Source organism: Stenotrophomonas sp. YJH_SMC_4 (assembly GCF_059371575.1).
Genome location: NZ_JCAFUR010000007.1, coordinates 148,607 through 164,468, shown reverse-complemented (window position 1 = coordinate 164,468; position 15,862 = coordinate 148,607). Strand labels below are relative to the sequence as shown.

16 protein-coding genes are annotated in these 15,862 nt (G+C 63.3%); 6 read left to right on the top strand and 10 right to left on the bottom strand.

Going from position 1 to position 15,862, the window contains the following annotated elements:
* Positions 1-38: 38 nt before the first annotated feature.
* From AC5P9F_RS13095 to AC5P9F_RS13080, 4 genes are read right to left on the bottom strand one after another with little or no spacing between them, the layout of a single operon-like run.
* Positions 39-638 (bottom strand): hypothetical protein, encoded by a 600-nt coding sequence (locus AC5P9F_RS13095; RefSeq protein WP_005407993.1) that lies wholly within the window; start codon positions 636-638, stop codon positions 39-41.
* The gene (locus AC5P9F_RS13090) at positions 635-1,039 is read right to left on the bottom strand and encodes a GtrA family protein (RefSeq protein ID WP_100438856.1); all 405 of its coding nucleotides are present in this window, start codon (positions 1,037-1,039) and stop codon (positions 635-637) included. Before AC5P9F_RS13090 ends, AC5P9F_RS13095 begins: the two co-directional genes overlap by 4 nt.
* Positions 1,017-1,961, bottom strand: a complete 945-nt coding sequence (locus AC5P9F_RS13085) for a glycosyltransferase (protein ID WP_111173909.1) — start codon at positions 1,959-1,961, stop codon at positions 1,017-1,019. Before AC5P9F_RS13085 ends, AC5P9F_RS13090 begins: the two co-directional genes overlap by 23 nt.
* Positions 1,962-1,971: 10 nt before the next feature.
* A complete protein-coding gene (locus tag AC5P9F_RS13080; protein ID WP_231914688.1) occupies positions 1,972-3,033 on the bottom strand; it encodes a UDP-glucuronic acid decarboxylase family protein in 1,062 nt (353 codons plus the stop codon).
* 128 nt (positions 3,034-3,161) lie between these two features.
* On the opposite strand from AC5P9F_RS13080, the gene AC5P9F_RS13075 reads away from it, so the two are divergent.
* The 3 genes from AC5P9F_RS13075 to AC5P9F_RS13065 all read left to right on the top strand — a co-directional run bounded on the left by AC5P9F_RS13075 (position 3,162) and on the right by AC5P9F_RS13065 (position 7,032).
* Entirely contained in the window at positions 3,162-4,508 is a 1,347-nt protein-coding gene (locus AC5P9F_RS13075) for a phosphohexomutase domain-containing protein (protein ID WP_164225687.1), read from the top strand.
* Positions 4,509-4,519: 11 nt separating this feature from the next.
* Entirely contained in the window at positions 4,520-5,923 is a 1,404-nt protein-coding gene (locus tag AC5P9F_RS13070; protein WP_111197611.1) for a mannose-1-phosphate guanylyltransferase/mannose-6-phosphate isomerase, read from the top strand.
* A gap of 122 nt (positions 5,924-6,045) precedes the next feature.
* A complete protein-coding gene (locus AC5P9F_RS13065) occupies positions 6,046-7,032 on the top strand; it encodes an acyltransferase family protein (protein WP_111686844.1) in 987 nt (328 codons plus the stop codon).
* Positions 7,033-7,096: 64 nt separating this feature from the next.
* On the opposite strand, the gene rfbD is transcribed toward AC5P9F_RS13065, so the two are convergent.
* From rfbD to AC5P9F_RS13035, 6 genes are read right to left on the bottom strand one after another with little or no spacing between them, the layout of a single operon-like run.
* Positions 7,097-8,014, bottom strand: coding sequence for a dTDP-4-dehydrorhamnose reductase (gene rfbD, locus AC5P9F_RS13060; protein ID WP_133050801.1), 918 nt, complete (start codon positions 8,012-8,014; stop codon positions 7,097-7,099).
* Positions 8,011-8,568 carry a dTDP-4-dehydrorhamnose 3,5-epimerase gene (gene rfbC / locus AC5P9F_RS13055; protein WP_111197619.1) on the bottom strand — a complete coding sequence of 186 codons (558 nt, stop codon included), beginning with the start codon at positions 8,566-8,568 and terminating at the stop codon, positions 8,011-8,013. The genes rfbD and rfbC overlap by 4 nt, the downstream gene beginning before the upstream one ends.
* Positions 8,565-9,452, bottom strand: coding sequence for a glucose-1-phosphate thymidylyltransferase RfbA (gene rfbA / locus AC5P9F_RS13050; protein ID WP_111197621.1), 888 nt, complete (start codon positions 9,450-9,452; stop codon positions 8,565-8,567). Before rfbA ends, rfbC begins: the two co-directional genes overlap by 4 nt.
* A 14-nt stretch (positions 9,453-9,466) precedes the next feature.
* Positions 9,467-10,522 (bottom strand): dTDP-glucose 4,6-dehydratase, encoded by a 1,056-nt coding sequence (rfbB, locus tag AC5P9F_RS13045; protein ID WP_111197656.1) that lies wholly within the window; start codon positions 10,520-10,522, stop codon positions 9,467-9,469.
* Between the two features lie 51 nt (positions 10,523-10,573).
* Positions 10,574-11,290, bottom strand: coding sequence for a hypothetical protein (locus AC5P9F_RS13040; RefSeq protein ID WP_111197623.1), 717 nt, complete (start codon positions 11,288-11,290; stop codon positions 10,574-10,576).
* Entirely contained in the window at positions 11,241-11,906 is a 666-nt protein-coding gene (locus AC5P9F_RS13035; RefSeq protein ID WP_133050802.1) for a hypothetical protein, read from the bottom strand. Before AC5P9F_RS13035 ends, AC5P9F_RS13040 begins: the two co-directional genes overlap by 50 nt.
* Positions 11,907-12,062: 156 nt before the next feature.
* Here AC5P9F_RS13035 and AC5P9F_RS13030 point away from each other — a divergent pair, with 156 nt between their 5' ends.
* From AC5P9F_RS13030 to AC5P9F_RS13020, 3 genes are all read left to right on the top strand, one after another.
* The gene (locus AC5P9F_RS13030; RefSeq protein ID WP_111197627.1) at positions 12,063-13,490 is read left to right on the top strand and encodes a UbiA family prenyltransferase; all 1,428 of its coding nucleotides are present in this window, start codon (positions 12,063-12,065) and stop codon (positions 13,488-13,490) included.
* Between the two features lie 55 nt (positions 13,491-13,545).
* Positions 13,546-13,920 (top strand): SMR family transporter, encoded by a 375-nt coding sequence (locus tag AC5P9F_RS13025; RefSeq protein WP_133050804.1) that lies wholly within the window; start codon positions 13,546-13,548, stop codon positions 13,918-13,920.
* A gap of 149 nt (positions 13,921-14,069) precedes the next feature.
* Positions 14,070-15,779, top strand: a complete 1,710-nt coding sequence (locus AC5P9F_RS13020; protein ID WP_133050805.1) for a hypothetical protein — start codon at positions 14,070-14,072, stop codon at positions 15,777-15,779.
* Positions 15,780-15,862: the final 83 nt, after the last annotated feature.

The window sequence follows — 15,862 nt, the reverse complement described above, 5'->3', positions numbered from 1 at the left end:
GAACCAACGGAAAAACCAATGCGCCAGCAGCACCCAGGCTATTGGCAACGGTAGTCGGACGGCATCCGGCTGTCGCGGAAAGGATCAGTGAGCGCATCGGTGTACTGCCCCATCAGCAGGCGGTGGGTCGGCAGCAGGTTCTGCCGGTAGAAGCGGCCGAACGATGCGAGGCGCTCGCCGCGCGCGGTCAACCGCACACAACCATCATGGATCTGCACGGTTCCGGACTGCAGCTGCTCGGTCAGGCGCACTTCCACCAGGTGATGCTCGCGGACGTACTCTTCAGTGAACACCTGGCGGAACGCGTCTTCGCGTATCCCACCGCCACGCTGTTGCAGTTTCTCCAGGATGTAGAAGGACAGCGAGCGGTCGATGACGGTCGGGACCGAGATCGCGAACACGTAGCCTCCCAGCAACCAGATGGCGGCCAGCTGGATCAGCTCGAGGCGGCTGAAATCCCTGAACCACTTCAATGCATACAGGCCCGCAAACACCACCACCACTGCGATCACCGCGTCGAGGATGCTGGCATACAGCACCACGTTCACGCGGAACTGGCGCATGTGGACGTAGTAGACCAGCAGCAGGGCGGCAATGAATGCAAGGGTTGCCAGCGCGGCACGCAGATATTTGTTCATTTGAACACCAGGAACTTGTTGGCGACGAAGCTGACGGCCATCTGCATTCCGGTCGCCAGCACGAACCCTGCGCGGTAGTCCAGGCCCCATCGATCGGCCCAGACGTACATCACCAGCGCATGCAGGACGGCGATCGCGGCGTAGATCAGCAGGAACAGCGAGCCCTGCCGCGCCAGGCTGCCCTGCCTGCCATGGAAAACGAAGTAGCGGCTGCCGAGGAACGACACAGTGATGCCAAAGACCGCTGCAATCGCGTTGGCCATCGCGGCCAGCGGGACGTGCAGCACCTCGATGTTGAAGTGCAGCACTCCATAGTGCACCGCGGTGGCGACCAGGCCATTGATCACGTAGCGGACGGCCTGTCCGCCCAGCGCATCCTTAGCCACTGCGACGGCCGGCATGCAGGACCTCGTCAACGAATTCGCGATAGCTGCCCACGCTCATGACGCCACCGCCGCGCATCATCCCCGACAACATCAGGATGATCAGCGTCAGTGCCGCGGTCTGCAGGAACACCAGCACCAGGATGCCGAATGCCAGCGAGAACCAGCCCTGTGATGCAAAGCCCAGCATCTTCAGCCCGGTGGCGACGATGCCGCCGATGATCGACAGTGCCGCCACCATGGTGCAGGCGATGCCCACGCGTACCAGCACATCCTCGGCAAACACCATCAGTGCACGGAATCCGTGCAGGGCCAGGCCGACGAAGTTCATCTTGCTGCGGCCGGCATAGCGCGGACCACGATCCAGCGCACAGGTCTGCACGCGCAGCTTCGAGCCCAGCACGCAGGCGGCAACGTGGATCCACAGCTCCTGCATCGATGCCAACCGGCGCACCGCCGGCATCTTCGCCGCCATGAAGTTGCCGAAGCTGATCTGGCGCCCGCTGAGCAGCGAGAACAGCAGCTTGTAGACGATGTAGAACGACTTGAACTTCAGCGATTCGACCCGGCTGCGACGGCTGGCCACCACCACGTCGACATCGGCCGATTCCAGGCCCGCCACCAGCTCGGTGATGCTCTCCGGCGTATCCTCGCCATCGGAATCCATCACCACGACAATGTCATTGCCATCGAAGTGCTCGGCCACATAGCCCAGGCCGATGGCGATCGCACGCTGATGCCCGACATTGCGACGCAGGCGGATCACCACGCCCTCCAGCCCCGAAGCCTCAATGGCGCTGATCGGCAATGGCTGCCGCACCGAGCCGTCGTCCACGGCCACCACATAGGTGTCCGGACCCTGGGTGCGGGCGAGCTCGACGAAAAGCTTCGAGGAGGCTTCCAGGTCCTCGTAGACCGGCATCACCACGATCTTGCGCATCGTCGCCACCTCAGGCCTGCAAGCGATGGCGGAAATAGGCGATGGTCTCCTTCAGGCCGTCCTCCAGGCCGACCTTGGGCTCCCAGCCCAGATCCGCTTTGGCCAGGCTGATATCCGGCTGGCGTTGGCGTGGATCATCCGAGGGGAGCGGACGGTACTCGATCTTCGACGCGCCGCCGACCAGACGGAGCACGGTCTCGGCCAGTTCCAGCATGGTGTACTCGGACGGATTGCCGATATTGATCGGACCGGTGAGATCAGCCGGCGAGTCCATCAGCCGCAACATGCCCTCGATCAGGTCATCGACATAGCAGAAGCTGCGCGTCTGGCTGCCATCGCCATAGATGGTGATCGGCTCGCCCTTCAGCGCCTGCACGATGAAGTTGCTGACCACCCGGCCGTCATTGGGATGCATGCGCGGACCATACGTGTTGAAGATGCGCATGACCTTGATCTCCAACTGGTGCTGGCGCCAGTAGTCGAAGAACAGCGTTTCGGCGCAACGCTTGCCCTCGTCATAGCAGCTGCGGATGCCGATCGGGTTGACCCGGCCCCAGTAGCCTTCCACCTGCGGGTGGATTTCCGGATCGCCGTACACCTCGCTGGTGCTGGCCTGCAGGATGCGCGCGCGCAGGCGCTTGGCCAGGCCGAGCATATTGATCGCCCCATGCACGCTGGTCTTGGTGGTCTGCACCGGGTCCTGCTGGTAGTGGATCGGTGACGCCGGGCAGGCCAGGTTGAAGATCCGGTCCACTTCCACATAGAGCGGGAACGTCACGTCATGGCGCATGAGCTCGAACCGTGGGTGGCCCAGCAGCCCATCCACGTTCGCCTTGCTGCCGGTGTAGAAGTTGTCCACGCAGAGGACGTCATGGCCGCCCGCGATGAGCCGATCGCACAGATGCGACCCAAGGAAGCCCGCGCCTCCGGTCACCAGCACGCGTTTCTGATCGTGAGTGAATTTCAAAGCAAACCTCGATCCTTCTGGAACAGCAGGCCAATTGGCGATGGCCACGCGGGCCATGTCCTCGGTCGTCAGCGCGCAATTGTATGCGAACTGCCTGCTGGCCATGGCCCATGGACGGGGAATCGGCCGGCCCCACTCCCACCCAACGCTATTGGCCGGGCGCCCCTGGCTCACCGGCCGTTTGCAGACCCTCCCGCTATAATCGGGTTTCTCTATCCGGATGGACTGGTTCGATGCCCCTGCCCGCCTTCAAGGCCTATGACATCCGTGGCCGCGTGCCCGAGGAACTGAACGAAGACCTGGCCCGCCGCATTGGTCTTGCACTGGCCGCCCAGCTCGCACCGGGCCCGGTGGTGCTGGGCCATGACGTGCGCCTGACCAGCCCGGCGCTGCAGGACGCACTGGCGGCCGGCCTGCGCGGCACCGGCCGGGAAGTGATCGACATCGGCCTGTGCGGCACCGAGGAGGTCTATTTCCAGACCGACCACCTGGGTGCGGCCGGCGGCGTGATGGTGACCGCCAGCCACAACCCGATGGACTACAACGGCATGAAGCTGGTGAAGGAGAACGCGCGGCCGATCAGTTCGGATACCGGCCTGTTCGCGATCTCCGATGCGGTCGCCGCCGACACCGCCGAGGCCCAGCCGCCGCGTGCCGGCCAGGTCGCCCAGCATGACAAGAGCGCCTACATCCAGCACCTGCTGAGCTACGTCGATGCCAGCAAACTGAAGCCGCTGAAGCTGGTGGTCAATGCCGGCAATGGCGGCGCCGGCGCCATCGTCGACCTGCTGGCACCGCACCTGCCGTTCGAGTTCATCCGCATCTGCCACGAGCCGGACGGCAGCTTCCCTAACGGCATTCCCAACCCGCTGCTGCCGGAGAACCGCGCCGCCACCGCCGACGCAGTGCGCGAACACGGTGCCGACTTCGGCATCGCCTGGGACGGTGACTTCGACCGTTGCTTCTTCTTCGACCACAGCGGCCGCTTCATCGAGGGCTACTACCTGGTCGGCCTGCTGGCCAAGGCGATCCTGGCGCGCCATCCCGGCGGCAGGATCGTGCATGACCCGCGCCTGGTCTGGAACACTGTGGACATGGTCGAGCAGGCCGGCGGTGTCGCGGTGCAGTGCAAGAGCGGGCATGCGTTCATCAAGGAAAAGATGCGGGCCGAGGATGCCGTGTATGGCGGCGAGATGAGCGCCCATCACTACTTCCGCGAATTCGCCTACGCCGACTCCGGGATGATTCCGTGGCTGCTGATCGCCCAGCTGGTCTCCGAAAGTGGCCGTTCGCTGGCCGACTGGGTGGAAGACCGGATGGCCGCCTATCCGTGCAGCGGCGAGATCAACTTCAAGGTGGACGATGCCAAGGCCACAGTGGCGCGCGTGATGGAGCACTTCGCGGCGCAATCGCCCAGGCTGGACCACACCGATGGCATCAGTGCCGACTTCGGCGACTGGCGCTTCAACCTGCGCAGCTCCAACACCGAACCGCTGCTGCGCTTGAACGTCGAAGCGCGCGGTGACGCTGCGTTGATGCAGGCGCGCACCGACGAAATTTCCCGTCTGATCCAGCAGTAACCGAGGCCCGCATGAGCAGCATCCAGCCCGTCATCCTGTCCGGCGGATCCGGTACCCGCCTGTGGCCGCTTTCGCGCGAGGCCTACCCGAAGCAGTTCCTGCCACTGGCCGGCGAGCTGACGATGCTGCAGGCCACCTGGCAACGCGTCGCCCCACTGGCGGCGCGTGGCCCGCTGGTGATTGCCAACGAGGAACACCGCTTCGTTGCCGCCGAACAGCTGCAGCAGGTCGGCACCGAACCGGCCGCGATCATCCTTGAACCGGTGGGCCGCAATACCGCACCGGCCATCGCCGTGGCTGCGCTGGAAGCCACCCGGGACGGCGCCGACGCGCTGCTGCTGGTGCTGCCCTCCGATCATGTGATCACCGACGAGGTGGCCTTCCGCAACGCGGTGCAGGCCGCCGCCAGTGCCGCTGAAGCCGGCAAGCTGGTCACGTTCGGCATCGTGCCGACCGGCCCGGAAACCGGCTACGGCTATATCAAGACTGCCAACGGCCAGGGCCTGCGTGCCGTCGAACGCTTCGTCGAAAAGCCCGACCTGGAGACCGCCACCGGCTACGTCAGCAGCGGCCAGTACTACTGGAACAGCGGCATGTTCCTGTTCAAGGCGTCGCGTTACCTGCAGGAGCTGGAGCGCTTCCAGCCGGAAATGCTGGCCCGCAGCCGCCAGGCCTGGCAGCAGGCGCGCCGCGATGCCGACTTCACCCGCCTGGACAGGGATGCCTTCACGGCGGTGCCGTCGGACTCGATCGACTACGCGGTGATGGAGAAGACTGCCGATGCAGTCGTGATCCCGCTGGATGCCGGTTGGAACGACGTCGGTTCGTGGACCGCGCTGCGCGATGTCTCGCAGCAGGACGGCGACGGCAACGCCCATCAGGGCGATGTGATCGCCATCGACTGCCGCAACACCTATGCCTATGCGCAGCGCCTGGTGGCCATGGTCGGCCTCGATGACGTGATCGTGGTCGAGACCGACGATGCGGTGCTGGTCGGCAAGGCCGACCGCATGCAGGAGGTCAAGACGATAGTGGCGAAGCTGAAGGCTGAAGGCCGCAGCGAAGCCACCTGGCACCGCAAAGTGTATCGCCCCTGGGGCGCCTACGATTCGATCGACAACGGCGAGCGTTTCCAGGTCAAGCGGATCACGGTCAAGCCCGGCGGTACGCTCAGCCTGCAGATGCATCACCACCGCGCCGAGCACTGGATCGTGGTCAGCGGCACCGCCGAAGTGACCCGTGGCAGCGAGGTGATCCTGCTCAGCGAGAACCAGAGCACCTACATCCCGCTGGGCGTGACCCACCGCCTGCGCAACCCGGGCAAACTGCCGCTGGAACTGATTGAAGTACAGTCGGGCAGTTACCTGGGCGAGGATGACATCGTGCGCTTCGAAGATACCTACGGGCGGAGTTGACCGGTTTTCCAGGGAACTACAGCGGCAGAACTGCTGGAAGATGCCAGCATCTGCCGCGTTTGTGTTTGATCAAGGTTCACCTATGATATTGCCCTCGGCCGAGCGGCCAAGGGGCAATACGAATGAACAAGGCTGGCACACTGCAATCACTTCAGGCGCTCCGAGGCGTGGGTGCCGTCGCGGTGGTGATCTACCATGCGCTGTCGATACACCCGTTCCTGAATTTCCGGGCGGGTGCCGCGGGCGTCGACCTGTTCTTCGTCATCAGCGGTATCGTCATGTGCCTTTCGCTGAGGCCAGAGACCACCGCACTGGACTTCATGAAGCGCCGGGTGATTCGTGTTGTGCCCATGTATTGGATTGCGACGACGCTGGCAGCAGCGTACTTCTACATTCGCTATCCGGACATTCCACCTTCCACCATACACATCGTGCGTTCCTACCTGTTCGCGCCGCCGCCCGAAGGCTTCGGTATGCCCGTCCTTTACCCGGGGTGGACGCTGAACTTCGAAATGTTCTTCTACGCGGTGTTGTCCGTGATGCTTGTAACCAGGCGCATGGCGATTCCGCTGGCCGCCTGCCTCCTGGTCGTTCTCAGCAGTGTCGGGAGCGTCATCCCCTCGCTCAGCAAGATCTATTACTTCAATCCAATCATCCTGGAGTTTGCAGCGGGCATGGTGATCGGCCTGGCCATCAAAGCAGGTTATCGACCCAGGCTGATGGAAGGCAGCGTCTACCTGATCGGCGCACTGGTCCTGATCGTGGTGCACAATCACTACCGCTCGGAGGGCGTCCTTCCCTGGCTGCTGCCCAGCATTCTGCTGATTGTCGGCTCGCTTGCATTTGAGACATCGAAGGTCGTCACGCATCGCTTCACGCAGTTGATCGGCGAAGCCAGCTACTCGATCTATCTGTTCCACGCACTGGCCATCTGGCTCACCACCTGGATCTGGCGTGGGACGCCGCAGGCTGGGGCGGTTCTGTTTGCAATCGCGCTCTCGGTAGTAATGGGTGTGGCCGCGTACTACACCCTCGAAAAGCCCCTGCTAAACCTGATGCTTCGCCGCAGGAAGTCCAGCGCGAAGAAGTCGCTGGAAGGCCACGCCTGAGCCCGGGATGGGGCAGCGACTACCGACCGTCCAGGACCGCTGCGAGCCCCATGCTGCCTGCCACTCAGGAGGGGCAAGCGGTATGCGACCGTTGCAGCTCCACCATCACCCGCTTCAGGCCGTCCTGCCATTCCGGCAACTCGATGCCGAAATCCTGCTGCAGCCTGCGGTTGTCCAGCACCGACCAGGCCGGGCGCTGGGCCGGGGTCGGATACGCCGAGCTGGGAATCGCCTCGACGACGGGCACCTTCGGCAATACGCCGGTGGCCAGTGCCTCGGCAAAGATCGCCTCGGCAAAGCCGTGCCAGCTGGTCTGGCCGCTGGCGGTCAGGTGCCAGGTGCCCGACAGATGGCGCGGATGCTGCAGCGCCTGCACGGTGACGTCGGCGATCAGCGCCGCCGGCGTGGGCGTCCCGATCTGGTCGTCCACCACCCGCACCTGATCGCGCTCGGCGCCAACGCGGAGCATGGTGCGCAGGAAGTTCGTGCCATGCGCGGCATACACCCACGCCGTACGGAAGATCAGATGGCGTCCTCCCGCGGCACGCACTGCGTCCTCGCCATCGCGCTTGCTGGTGCCGTAGACCCCCAGCGGGGCTGTCGGCGCATCCTCACGGTAAGGTGTGGTGCCCTGGCCATCGAACACGTAGTCGGTGGAGTAATGCACGAACGGCACACCCTTCGCCGCGCACCAGCGTGCGATCACACCTGGCGCCTGCGCATTGGCCGCAAAGGCCGCGTCGACCTCCTGTTCGGCACGATCGACCGCCGTATAGGCGGCCGCGTTGACCACGATCGATGGCTGCAGACGGTCGAGCAATGCAGGCAGGCTGTCGGGCTCGGCGAAATCAGCGGTTTCACAGGCACGGCCATCGGGCAGCACGCCGCTACGGGTGGTCACCGCCACGTTGCCCAGCGGCGCCAGCGCGCGCAGCAGCTCCTGGCCAAGCTGGCCGTTGCCGCCGAACAGCAGGACGGTCATGGCACGTAGACCGGCAGGCGATCTTCGGCGATGTCGCTCAGGAAGGGCGCATGCTCGTCCTTCGCCGACAGGATCGGGCTGCCCAGCGGCCAGTCCACGCCGATGTCCGCATCATTCCAGCGCACGCCGGCATCGAAATCCTTGAGGTACACCTCGGTGCACAGGTAGCTGAACACCGCGCGCTCGGACAGCACCGCAAAGCCATGGGCGAAGCCTTCCGGAATCCAGAACTGCCTCCTGTTCTCCGCGCTGAGCATGACCGCCGCCCACCGGCCGAAGCTCGGCGAACCGCGGCGGATGTCCACGGCAACGTCATAGACCTCGCCCTCGAGCACGCTCACCAGCTTGCCCTGCGGGCGCGGCCACTGGTAATGCAGGCCGCGCAGCACGCCCTGTGCGGAGGTCGAGACGTTGCTCTGCACGAAGCGGTCCGGCAGCCCCTGCGCGGCGAAACGCTCGGCATTCCAGGTCTCGAAGAAGCAGCCACGGGCATCGCCGAACACCGCCGGCTCGATCACCACGCAGCCGGGCAGATCGGTTTCAATCACTTTCACGGAACCACTCCACGCAGGGCGAGCTTGTGCAGGTACTGGCCATAGCCATTCTTGATCAGCGGTGCAGCCAATGCCTCCAACTGCGCAGCGTCGATCCAGCCCTTGCCGAACGCGATCTCCTCCGGGCAACACACCTGCAGGCCCTGCCGGGTCTGGATGGTCTCGATGAAGTTGGATGCTTCCAACAGTGACTGGTGGGTGCCGGTGTCGAGCCAGGCATAGCCACGTCCCAGCGGCTCGAGGTGCAGGCGCCCCTGCTCCAGGTATCGGCGGTTGAGATCGGTGATCTCCAGCTCGCCGCGGGCCGAGGGCTTCAGCTCGGCAGCGTAGTCACAGGCGTGGGAATCATAGAAATACAGGCCGGTCACCGCGTAGTTCGAGCGCGGATTCAGCGGCTTCTCGACAAGGCCGACCACCTTGCCACTGCCGTCGAATTCGGCCACGCCGTAACGCTCGGGGTCGTTGACCCAGTAACCGAACACCGTCGCTCCCTGATCGCGCGCATCGGCACGCCGCAGCATTTCGCTCAGCCCGTGGCCGTGGAAGATGTTGTCCCCCAGCACCAGGCAGCTCGGCTTGCCGGCAACGAAATCGCGGCCGATCAGGTAGGCCTGGGCCAGGCCATCGGGGCTGGGCTGCACGGCATACTGGATGTCCATGCCCCACTGCGAACCATCGCCCAGCAGTTGCCGGAACAGCACCTGTTCGTGCGGAGTGTTGATGATCAGCACCTCACGGATGCCCGCCAGCATCAGCACGCTGAGCGGGTAGTAGATCATCGGCTTGTCATACACCGGCAGCAGCTGCTTGCTGACACCCTGGGTGATCGGGTACAGCCGGGTGCCGGAACCACCGGCGAGAATGATGCCCTTGCGCTGGGTCATGTCGTCTCCTGGACTCAGGCCGCCGTACCGATGCGCTGCAGGCGATAGCTGCCATCCAGCACCCCGTTGACCCAGGCCTGGTTGTCCAGGTACCAGTCAACGGTGCGGGTGATGCCCTGCTCGAAGGTGTAGGCCGGCTCCCAGCCCAGGTCGTTCTTCAGCTTGGACGCATCGATCGCATAGCGGCGGTCATGTCCGGGGCGGTCGGCCACGTGGGTGATCTGGCTGCTGCGCGGCTGGCCGTCTGCACGCGGGCGACGCTGGTCCAGCAGCGCGCAGATCGCGTGCACCACCTCGATGTTCTGCCTCTCCGAATTGCCGCCCACGTTGTAGGTCTCGCCCACCTTGCCGTTGGCCAGCACGGTGCGGATCGCTTCGCAGTGATCGGACACGAACAGCCAGTCGCGTACCTGCCTGCCGTCGCCGTACACCGGCAACGGCTCGCCGGCCAGCGCCTTGGCGATCACCAGCGGGATCAGCTTCTCGGGGAAGTGGTACGGGCCATAGTTGTTTGAGCAATGGGTGGTCAGCACCGGCAGCCCATACGTGTGGTGGAAAGCGCGGACCAGGTGGTCCGAAGCTGCCTTCGACGCCGAGTACGGTGAATTCGGTGCGTACTGCGAGGTTTCGCTGAACGAGCCGGTCTCACCGAGGGTGCCGTACACCTCGTCGGTGGACACGTGCAGGAAGCGGAAGGCGGTCGCCTGCGTGGCCGGCAGCGCCTTCCAGTAATCGCGCACCGCCTCCAGCAGGCCCAGGGTGCCGACCACGTTGGTCTGGATGAAGGCACCCGGGCCATCGATGGAACGGTCGACATGACTTTCCGCGGCGAAGTTCAGCACCGCCTCCGGCTGGTGCTCGGCCAGCAGCCGGCTGACCAGGGCGCGGTCACCGATATCCCCCTGCACGAATACATGGCGGGCATCACCCTCCAGGCTGGACAGGGTCTTCAGGTTGCCGGCATAGGACAGGATATCGAGGTTGACGATCTTCACCCCTCGGGCAACCGCCTCAAGGACAAAATTGCCGCCGATGAAACCGGCACCGCCGGTGACGAGCCAGGTAGGCACCATCCACTCTCCAGGTTCAGGGGACGCGCGCGTCCGGACCCGGCAGCGCTCTCAGGAGGTAGAGGATACCTTCCCGAAGCCGGCTCCTGCGTGACCGGCCCCTGCCCGGATCGCAGTCCCGCTGCCACTGGATCGTCCACCTGCCAGGATCAACATCGCCGGAACAAGCGGAATCAGGTAGCGGCCCTGCCCCTCGAACAAGGCGATGGACAGCGCGCCCAGCACCACCGTGCCCAGCGCCATCAACTGGGTCAGCGTGAGCTGCTGCACCTGTGGCAGCAGCTGCAACGCCCCAAACACCGCAAGAAGTACCAACATGAGGTTCAGCCCTCCGACAAGCCATTCGAGCCAGCGGGGCGCACCTCCGAAATCGATGAGCGGCCAGTACATCAGCGTCGCCGGATCAAGGCTGGTTTCCAGTCGCAGCATGGCCAGGTGCAGCGCCTGCCCAGGATGCTGGCGCATCCAGCCCAACGCCACGGAACGTGCGACACCGTCTGCAGCAGGCGTCCACTGCAGGATCTTGGCATCCTCATCGCCCTCGCTGAAGAACGACATGGGAACCCCAGCCTCGCCCTGGAAGCGTTGCCGGTCATGATCAGACAATGGCACCTGACTCAGCGGCATCCAGTTCCCGGTCTGATTCAGCGCGTTGTTGTTGACCAACAGCACGTACCCGCTGTTGGCACTTACCGGGACGACACGATCGAACAGCCGCTCATTGCGCATGATCCAGGGCAGCAGGAGAACCACGAACGCAACCAGCATCACCAGGCAGCTCCGCATCCGGCTTCAGCCCCCCCCTGCCCAGCAGGACACCGATCACCAACCCGACAGGCAGCGGCAGCAGTTGCGGGCGATTCAATGCGACCAGAGCCAGGACAATGCCAAGCAGCGCTGGCATTGCGGCACGCATCGGCAGTGTCGTCAGCGCAAAAGCGAGGACCGCCAGGAATATGGCAAGCGTTTCGGTACCCAGCAACCCCGTATAGGCCACCAGCGCTGGATGGAAAGCCAGCACCTCCAGGCTGGCCATTTGCCATCCTGGACGCATGCCCGTCCTGAGGCAGGCCCAGGCCCAGAGCGCCAGAGTTGACGCCGACAGGAGCAGATTCAATGCCTTGGCCGCGATGATATGCACGCCGAACAACGACAGCCATGCGCCCAACAGACCGGGATACAGCGGTGGCTGCGAGATGAATGGGGCACCCGATACCGAGAGTCCGCTCCCGTTCGCGACATTCGTTGCCACCTCCATATACCGGGCAAAATCCGAAATTGGCACGACCGGAACAACCACCAGAAACACCACGCGCAGGAGAACACCTGCGACACAAAGCAGCGTCAGGCTGGCGGACAAAGACGGACGGAGGACGGGTGACATGCTAGAGCTGGGCTGGCGCCGCACAAGCGGCGGTATGGAGGGCGGGTCGTCAGGCAACAGGCCCGCCCGTGTTGGCTGCGACACCAGCAGCTATACTTTGGCGCGAGTTCAGGCACTCCCGAGCCTGAAGCATACAGGGAACCCGGCGGATTTCGAATGCAACGAACTGATCACGCGCTTTGCGTAGACCTGGATGGCACTTTGTTGCGATCGGACCTGCTGTACGAGTCGCTTCTGACCCTGCTGGCCGGCAATCCCCTGTACGTTTTCCTGCTGCCGTTCTGGCTGCTCCGGGGCAAGGCCGCACTCAAGCGCGAGATCGCATCCCGGGTCACTTTGCCAGTGGAATGGCTCCCGTACGATGAGCGGGTGCTCGATTTGCTGCGGACCACTCAACAGAGACCCCGCGTGCTTTGCTCGGCATCCGATCAGCGTCTGGTAGAGGCCATCGCGCTGCACCTGGGACTGTTCGACGAGGTCATGGCCAGCGATGGGCGGCGAAATCTCGCCGGTCCCCACAAGGCCGAGGCGCTGAACGCTCGCTTTGGCGCGGGCGGCTACGATTACATAGGCAATGCCAAGGTGGATCTGCACGTCTGGAAGCACGCTGAAGGTGCCTACGTCACAAACGCGGGCAACAGCCTCGCTACGGCGGCAGCCGGGGTCACCACGGTCCTTGGCCATTGGCCCGACCAGGGCGGCGGCCTGCGCAGCTGGATCAAAGCCCTGCGGATCTATCAGTGGGCGAAGAATCTTCTTGTACTCGTCCCGCTGCTGACCGCACATCGCTTCTTCGATCCGACATCACTGTTTGAGGCAGCGGTTGCCTTCTTCGCTTTCGGGCTGTGTGCATCAGGTGTTTACCTGCTCAACGACCTGCTCGATCTCACCCCGGATCGGCAGCACGCGCGCAAGCGCAAGCGCCCCTTCGCAGCCGGCGATCTGCCTCTGCTGCATGGCCTGCTGGCGGCTCCGCTGCTGACCCTGGCCGGATTCGCCCTGGCGCTGTGGAACAGCCCGGCATTCGCACTGGTACTGCTGGTTTACTACGTGATGACCCTGATGTATTCGTTTGTTCTCAAACGAATCGTAATGATCGACGTGGTCATGCTTGCCGCGCTCTATACCATTCGCATCATCGGCGGTGCGGTCGCCATAGGCGCCGAACTGTCGTTCTGGCTGCTGGCTTTCTCCATGTTCATTTTCCTCAGCCTCGCATTGGTCAAGCGCTACACCGAGTTGGCCGTGATGTCCGGCTCGGGAAAGCAGAAAGTCGCGGGGCGTGGCTACGATGTATCGGATCTACCGTTGATCCAGTCTCTTGGAGCTGCGGCTGGCTACATCGGCATTCTGGTGTTTGCCCTCTACATCAACAGTCCTGACAGCTTGGAGCTGTATCGCAATCCGCGTGTCCTGTGGCTCCTTTGTCCGGTCCTGCTGTACTGGATCAGCCGGGTCTGGATCATCGCCCATCGCGGCGGTATGCATGACGATCCAATCGTGTTCGCTGCGCGGGATCGTGTCAGCCTGATCGTTGCGCTGGTTTCGATCCTCATCGTCGCTGGCGCCACGATCGCCTGGTAATCGAAAGTCGTCTGTCACGCCCGTTCTTCAATTCAGCTCCCACCGGACACGAAGCATGTACCTGGCCTACATCCCCGCCATCCTGCTTTCCGTTGCACTCAATGCAACCGCGCAGATCCTGCTTCGCCAGGGCATGGCCAAGCTGGCGCTGGTTACCGGCGACGGACTGCTTCCTCTGGCGCTGAGCGGAATCAGGATCGTGTTGAATCCTTGGGTATTCTCAGGGCTGTCGTGCTTTGCGGCGAGCCTCGTGCTCTGGATGTACGTGCTGTCCAAGGTACAGGTCAGCTTCGCCTATCCATTCAACAGCGTCGGCTACGTCATTGTTGTCGCAGCGGCGTACTTTTTCTTCCGCGAGCCAATCAGCGCCATGAAGCTCGCGGGCGTCGGACTGATCTGTCTCGGCGTTTTCCTCGTCACCAGGAGCTGATTCTGCGACCTGCCGGAGCATTTGCTTTGGCTGCCCCTCCTCGCCCAGCATTCCATGGGCAGGCCGCAGAAAACGGCTCCCGCACGACGTATCACCGCTCTACCGATCGCGATTGCGGGTGATGCCGCGTCAACAAGCCAGAGATCACAGTGAACATGCAGAATCAGAACACTGCCACCCAGACCGGGGTGGTCATGGGCATCGACGCGCAGAGCCTCTCCGCAAGCATTGTCGGATTGATCCTGACGATCGTGGGAGCCAAGGCAATCGCCGTCTACTTTGCCGCTCCCATCATGTTGTTTCTGCTTCCGGCCGCCGTATTGATCGGCATGTACATGTGCAAGCCAGCACGTGGCCGGACGACATCCGTCGCCATTGCAACTGCATTGCTCATTGCTGCAGCACTAGTCTCGAACGGGATTCCCGATCCAACCTGGGACGGGAACATGTACCACAAGGTGGCAATGGTCGCCCTGCATGACGGATGGAATCCCTGGAGCTTCCCTGAACTCAGCGACTGGATGAAAACCCAAACCGGCTTGGAATACAGCAACTCGGTGTGGGATAGCAACATCGCTGATTCCTGGATCAGCCACTACCCGAATGCGTCATGGCTGTTTGGTGCCGCCATGATGGATTACGGTTTCGGCTGGGAATCTGCAAAGGCGATTAGCCTGCTGCTGGCTGTAGCCGTCACTTTCTACAGCGTATCCGTATTCCGCCAATGGATCACTTCAACTTGGATGAGCGGCCTGCTGGCTGCTGCTGTCGTGCTCTGCCAGCCTCTGCTGGCACAGGCCGGCACCAACTATGTTGATGGCATGACGTACGCGCTGTGCGCACTGATTCTTCTTGCCTTGCTTGATCGCAATCGCGGCTCCGCGGTCAGGACAGTAGTCTGGTGCAGCCTGATCCTGTTGGCCGGACTCAAGTTCACCGGCGCGCTGTATGGGGCCCTGCTCGCAGTTCCCTTTGTCCTGGTCTTCCGCCCGCGCATCCGCGAGATGGCAATCTGGGGGGTCATCGGCATCGGTATTCTTTCCCATCCCTACCTGAATCACGTGGTTTCCGGCCTGCCTGTTGGCTACCCAGTAACTTCAGGCGACCAGATCCTGGCCGGGCAGGCGGAAAAGGCGATGCTTGCCCAGTCGCGCCCGCACTCGTTGATGACCTCCCTTCTTTCGAAAGCATCGAACAGCCTTGAGATGCCAGGCCTGAAGGTTCCCGGCACGATCCATTCGGGCGAGATCCTCATTTCGGGTTCTCCCGATACCCGCTATTCTGGATTCGGTCCCCTGTTCTCGCTTGCGTTGCTGCTTGGCCTGGTCGCCAGCATCGCTGCGACCATTGAAGCGTGGCGCCAACGGGATCTGCGCGCCATCTGGCGTTTGCTGGCCTGCATCGCATATGTGCTCGTGTTGACATTGATCCACGCAGCGCCTTGGTGGGCTCGCTACGTGCCCTTCCTCCAGTTCGGCCTGGTGATCGCGCTCCTGGTCGGAATGCGTGCACGCGCGGGTTGGATCAGGGGGTTCGCCGTTGCCGGATGCTTCGTCCTGCTCGTCAACGGTCTGCTCGTCGGCGTGGGTATTGGCGGCTATCTGGGCCGCCTTTCCGTGAAGCAGGGGTTGGCCACGGATCGGCAGATCGTGCATCGCCATGCCCGTGGCGAAAGCGTAATCATCCGATCCCCCAGCTTCATCGCCTTCCCTGCCATCTATCACGGTCGCGAGAATCTCGGCCTTGAGCGGATCGAGTACATCCCCGTTACCCTTGATCAGCTCAACTGCGGTGGCCACGAGGAACTGGGCACCTGGATTGGGCTGGCGAAGTTCTGCCGTGGAGACAAGGCCCCCTGACCCCTCCATACGCATTCGCATGGTCCATCAAGGCCAGTTAGAATCGGGGTCCCACCCCCCGAACCGGTTGCTGTTCCAGGACC

Bases quoted from the DNA above. Each gene is read 5' to 3' on its own strand.
- AC5P9F_RS13095 (WP_005407993.1), bottom strand. From the start codon at position 638: ATGAACAAATATCTGCGTGCCGCGCTGGCAACCCTTGCATTCATTGCC.
- AC5P9F_RS13090 (WP_100438856.1), bottom strand. From the start codon at position 1,039: ATGCCGGCCGTCGCAGTGGCTAAGGATGCGCTGGGCGGACAGGCCGTC.
- AC5P9F_RS13085 (WP_111173909.1), bottom strand. From the start codon at position 1,961: ATGCGCAAGATCGTGGTGATGCCGGTCTACGAGGACCTGGAAGCCTCC.
- AC5P9F_RS13080 (WP_231914688.1), bottom strand. From the start codon at position 3,033: ATGGCCAGCAGGCAGTTCGCATACAATTGCGCGCTGACGACCGAGGAC.
- AC5P9F_RS13075 (WP_164225687.1), top strand. From the start codon at position 3,162: ATGCCCCTGCCCGCCTTCAAGGCCTATGACATCCGTGGCCGCGTGCCC.
- AC5P9F_RS13070 (WP_111197611.1), top strand. From the start codon at position 4,520: ATGAGCAGCATCCAGCCCGTCATCCTGTCCGGCGGATCCGGTACCCGC.
- AC5P9F_RS13065 (WP_111686844.1), top strand. From the start codon at position 6,046: ATGAACAAGGCTGGCACACTGCAATCACTTCAGGCGCTCCGAGGCGTG.
- rfbD (WP_133050801.1), bottom strand. From the start codon at position 8,014: ATGACCGTCCTGCTGTTCGGCGGCAACGGCCAGCTTGGCCAGGAGCTG.
- rfbA (WP_111197621.1), bottom strand. From the start codon at position 9,452: ATGACCCAGCGCAAGGGCATCATTCTCGCCGGTGGTTCCGGCACCCGG.
- AC5P9F_RS13040 (WP_111197623.1), bottom strand. From the start codon at position 11,290: ATGCTGGTTGCGTTCGTGGTTCTCCTGCTGCCCTGGATCATGCGCAAT.
- AC5P9F_RS13035 (WP_133050802.1), bottom strand. From the start codon at position 11,906: ATGTCACCCGTCCTCCGTCCGTCTTTGTCCGCCAGCCTGACGCTGCTT.
- AC5P9F_RS13030 (WP_111197627.1), top strand. From the start codon at position 12,063: ATGCAACGAACTGATCACGCGCTTTGCGTAGACCTGGATGGCACTTTG.
- AC5P9F_RS13025 (WP_133050804.1), top strand. From the start codon at position 13,546: ATGTACCTGGCCTACATCCCCGCCATCCTGCTTTCCGTTGCACTCAAT.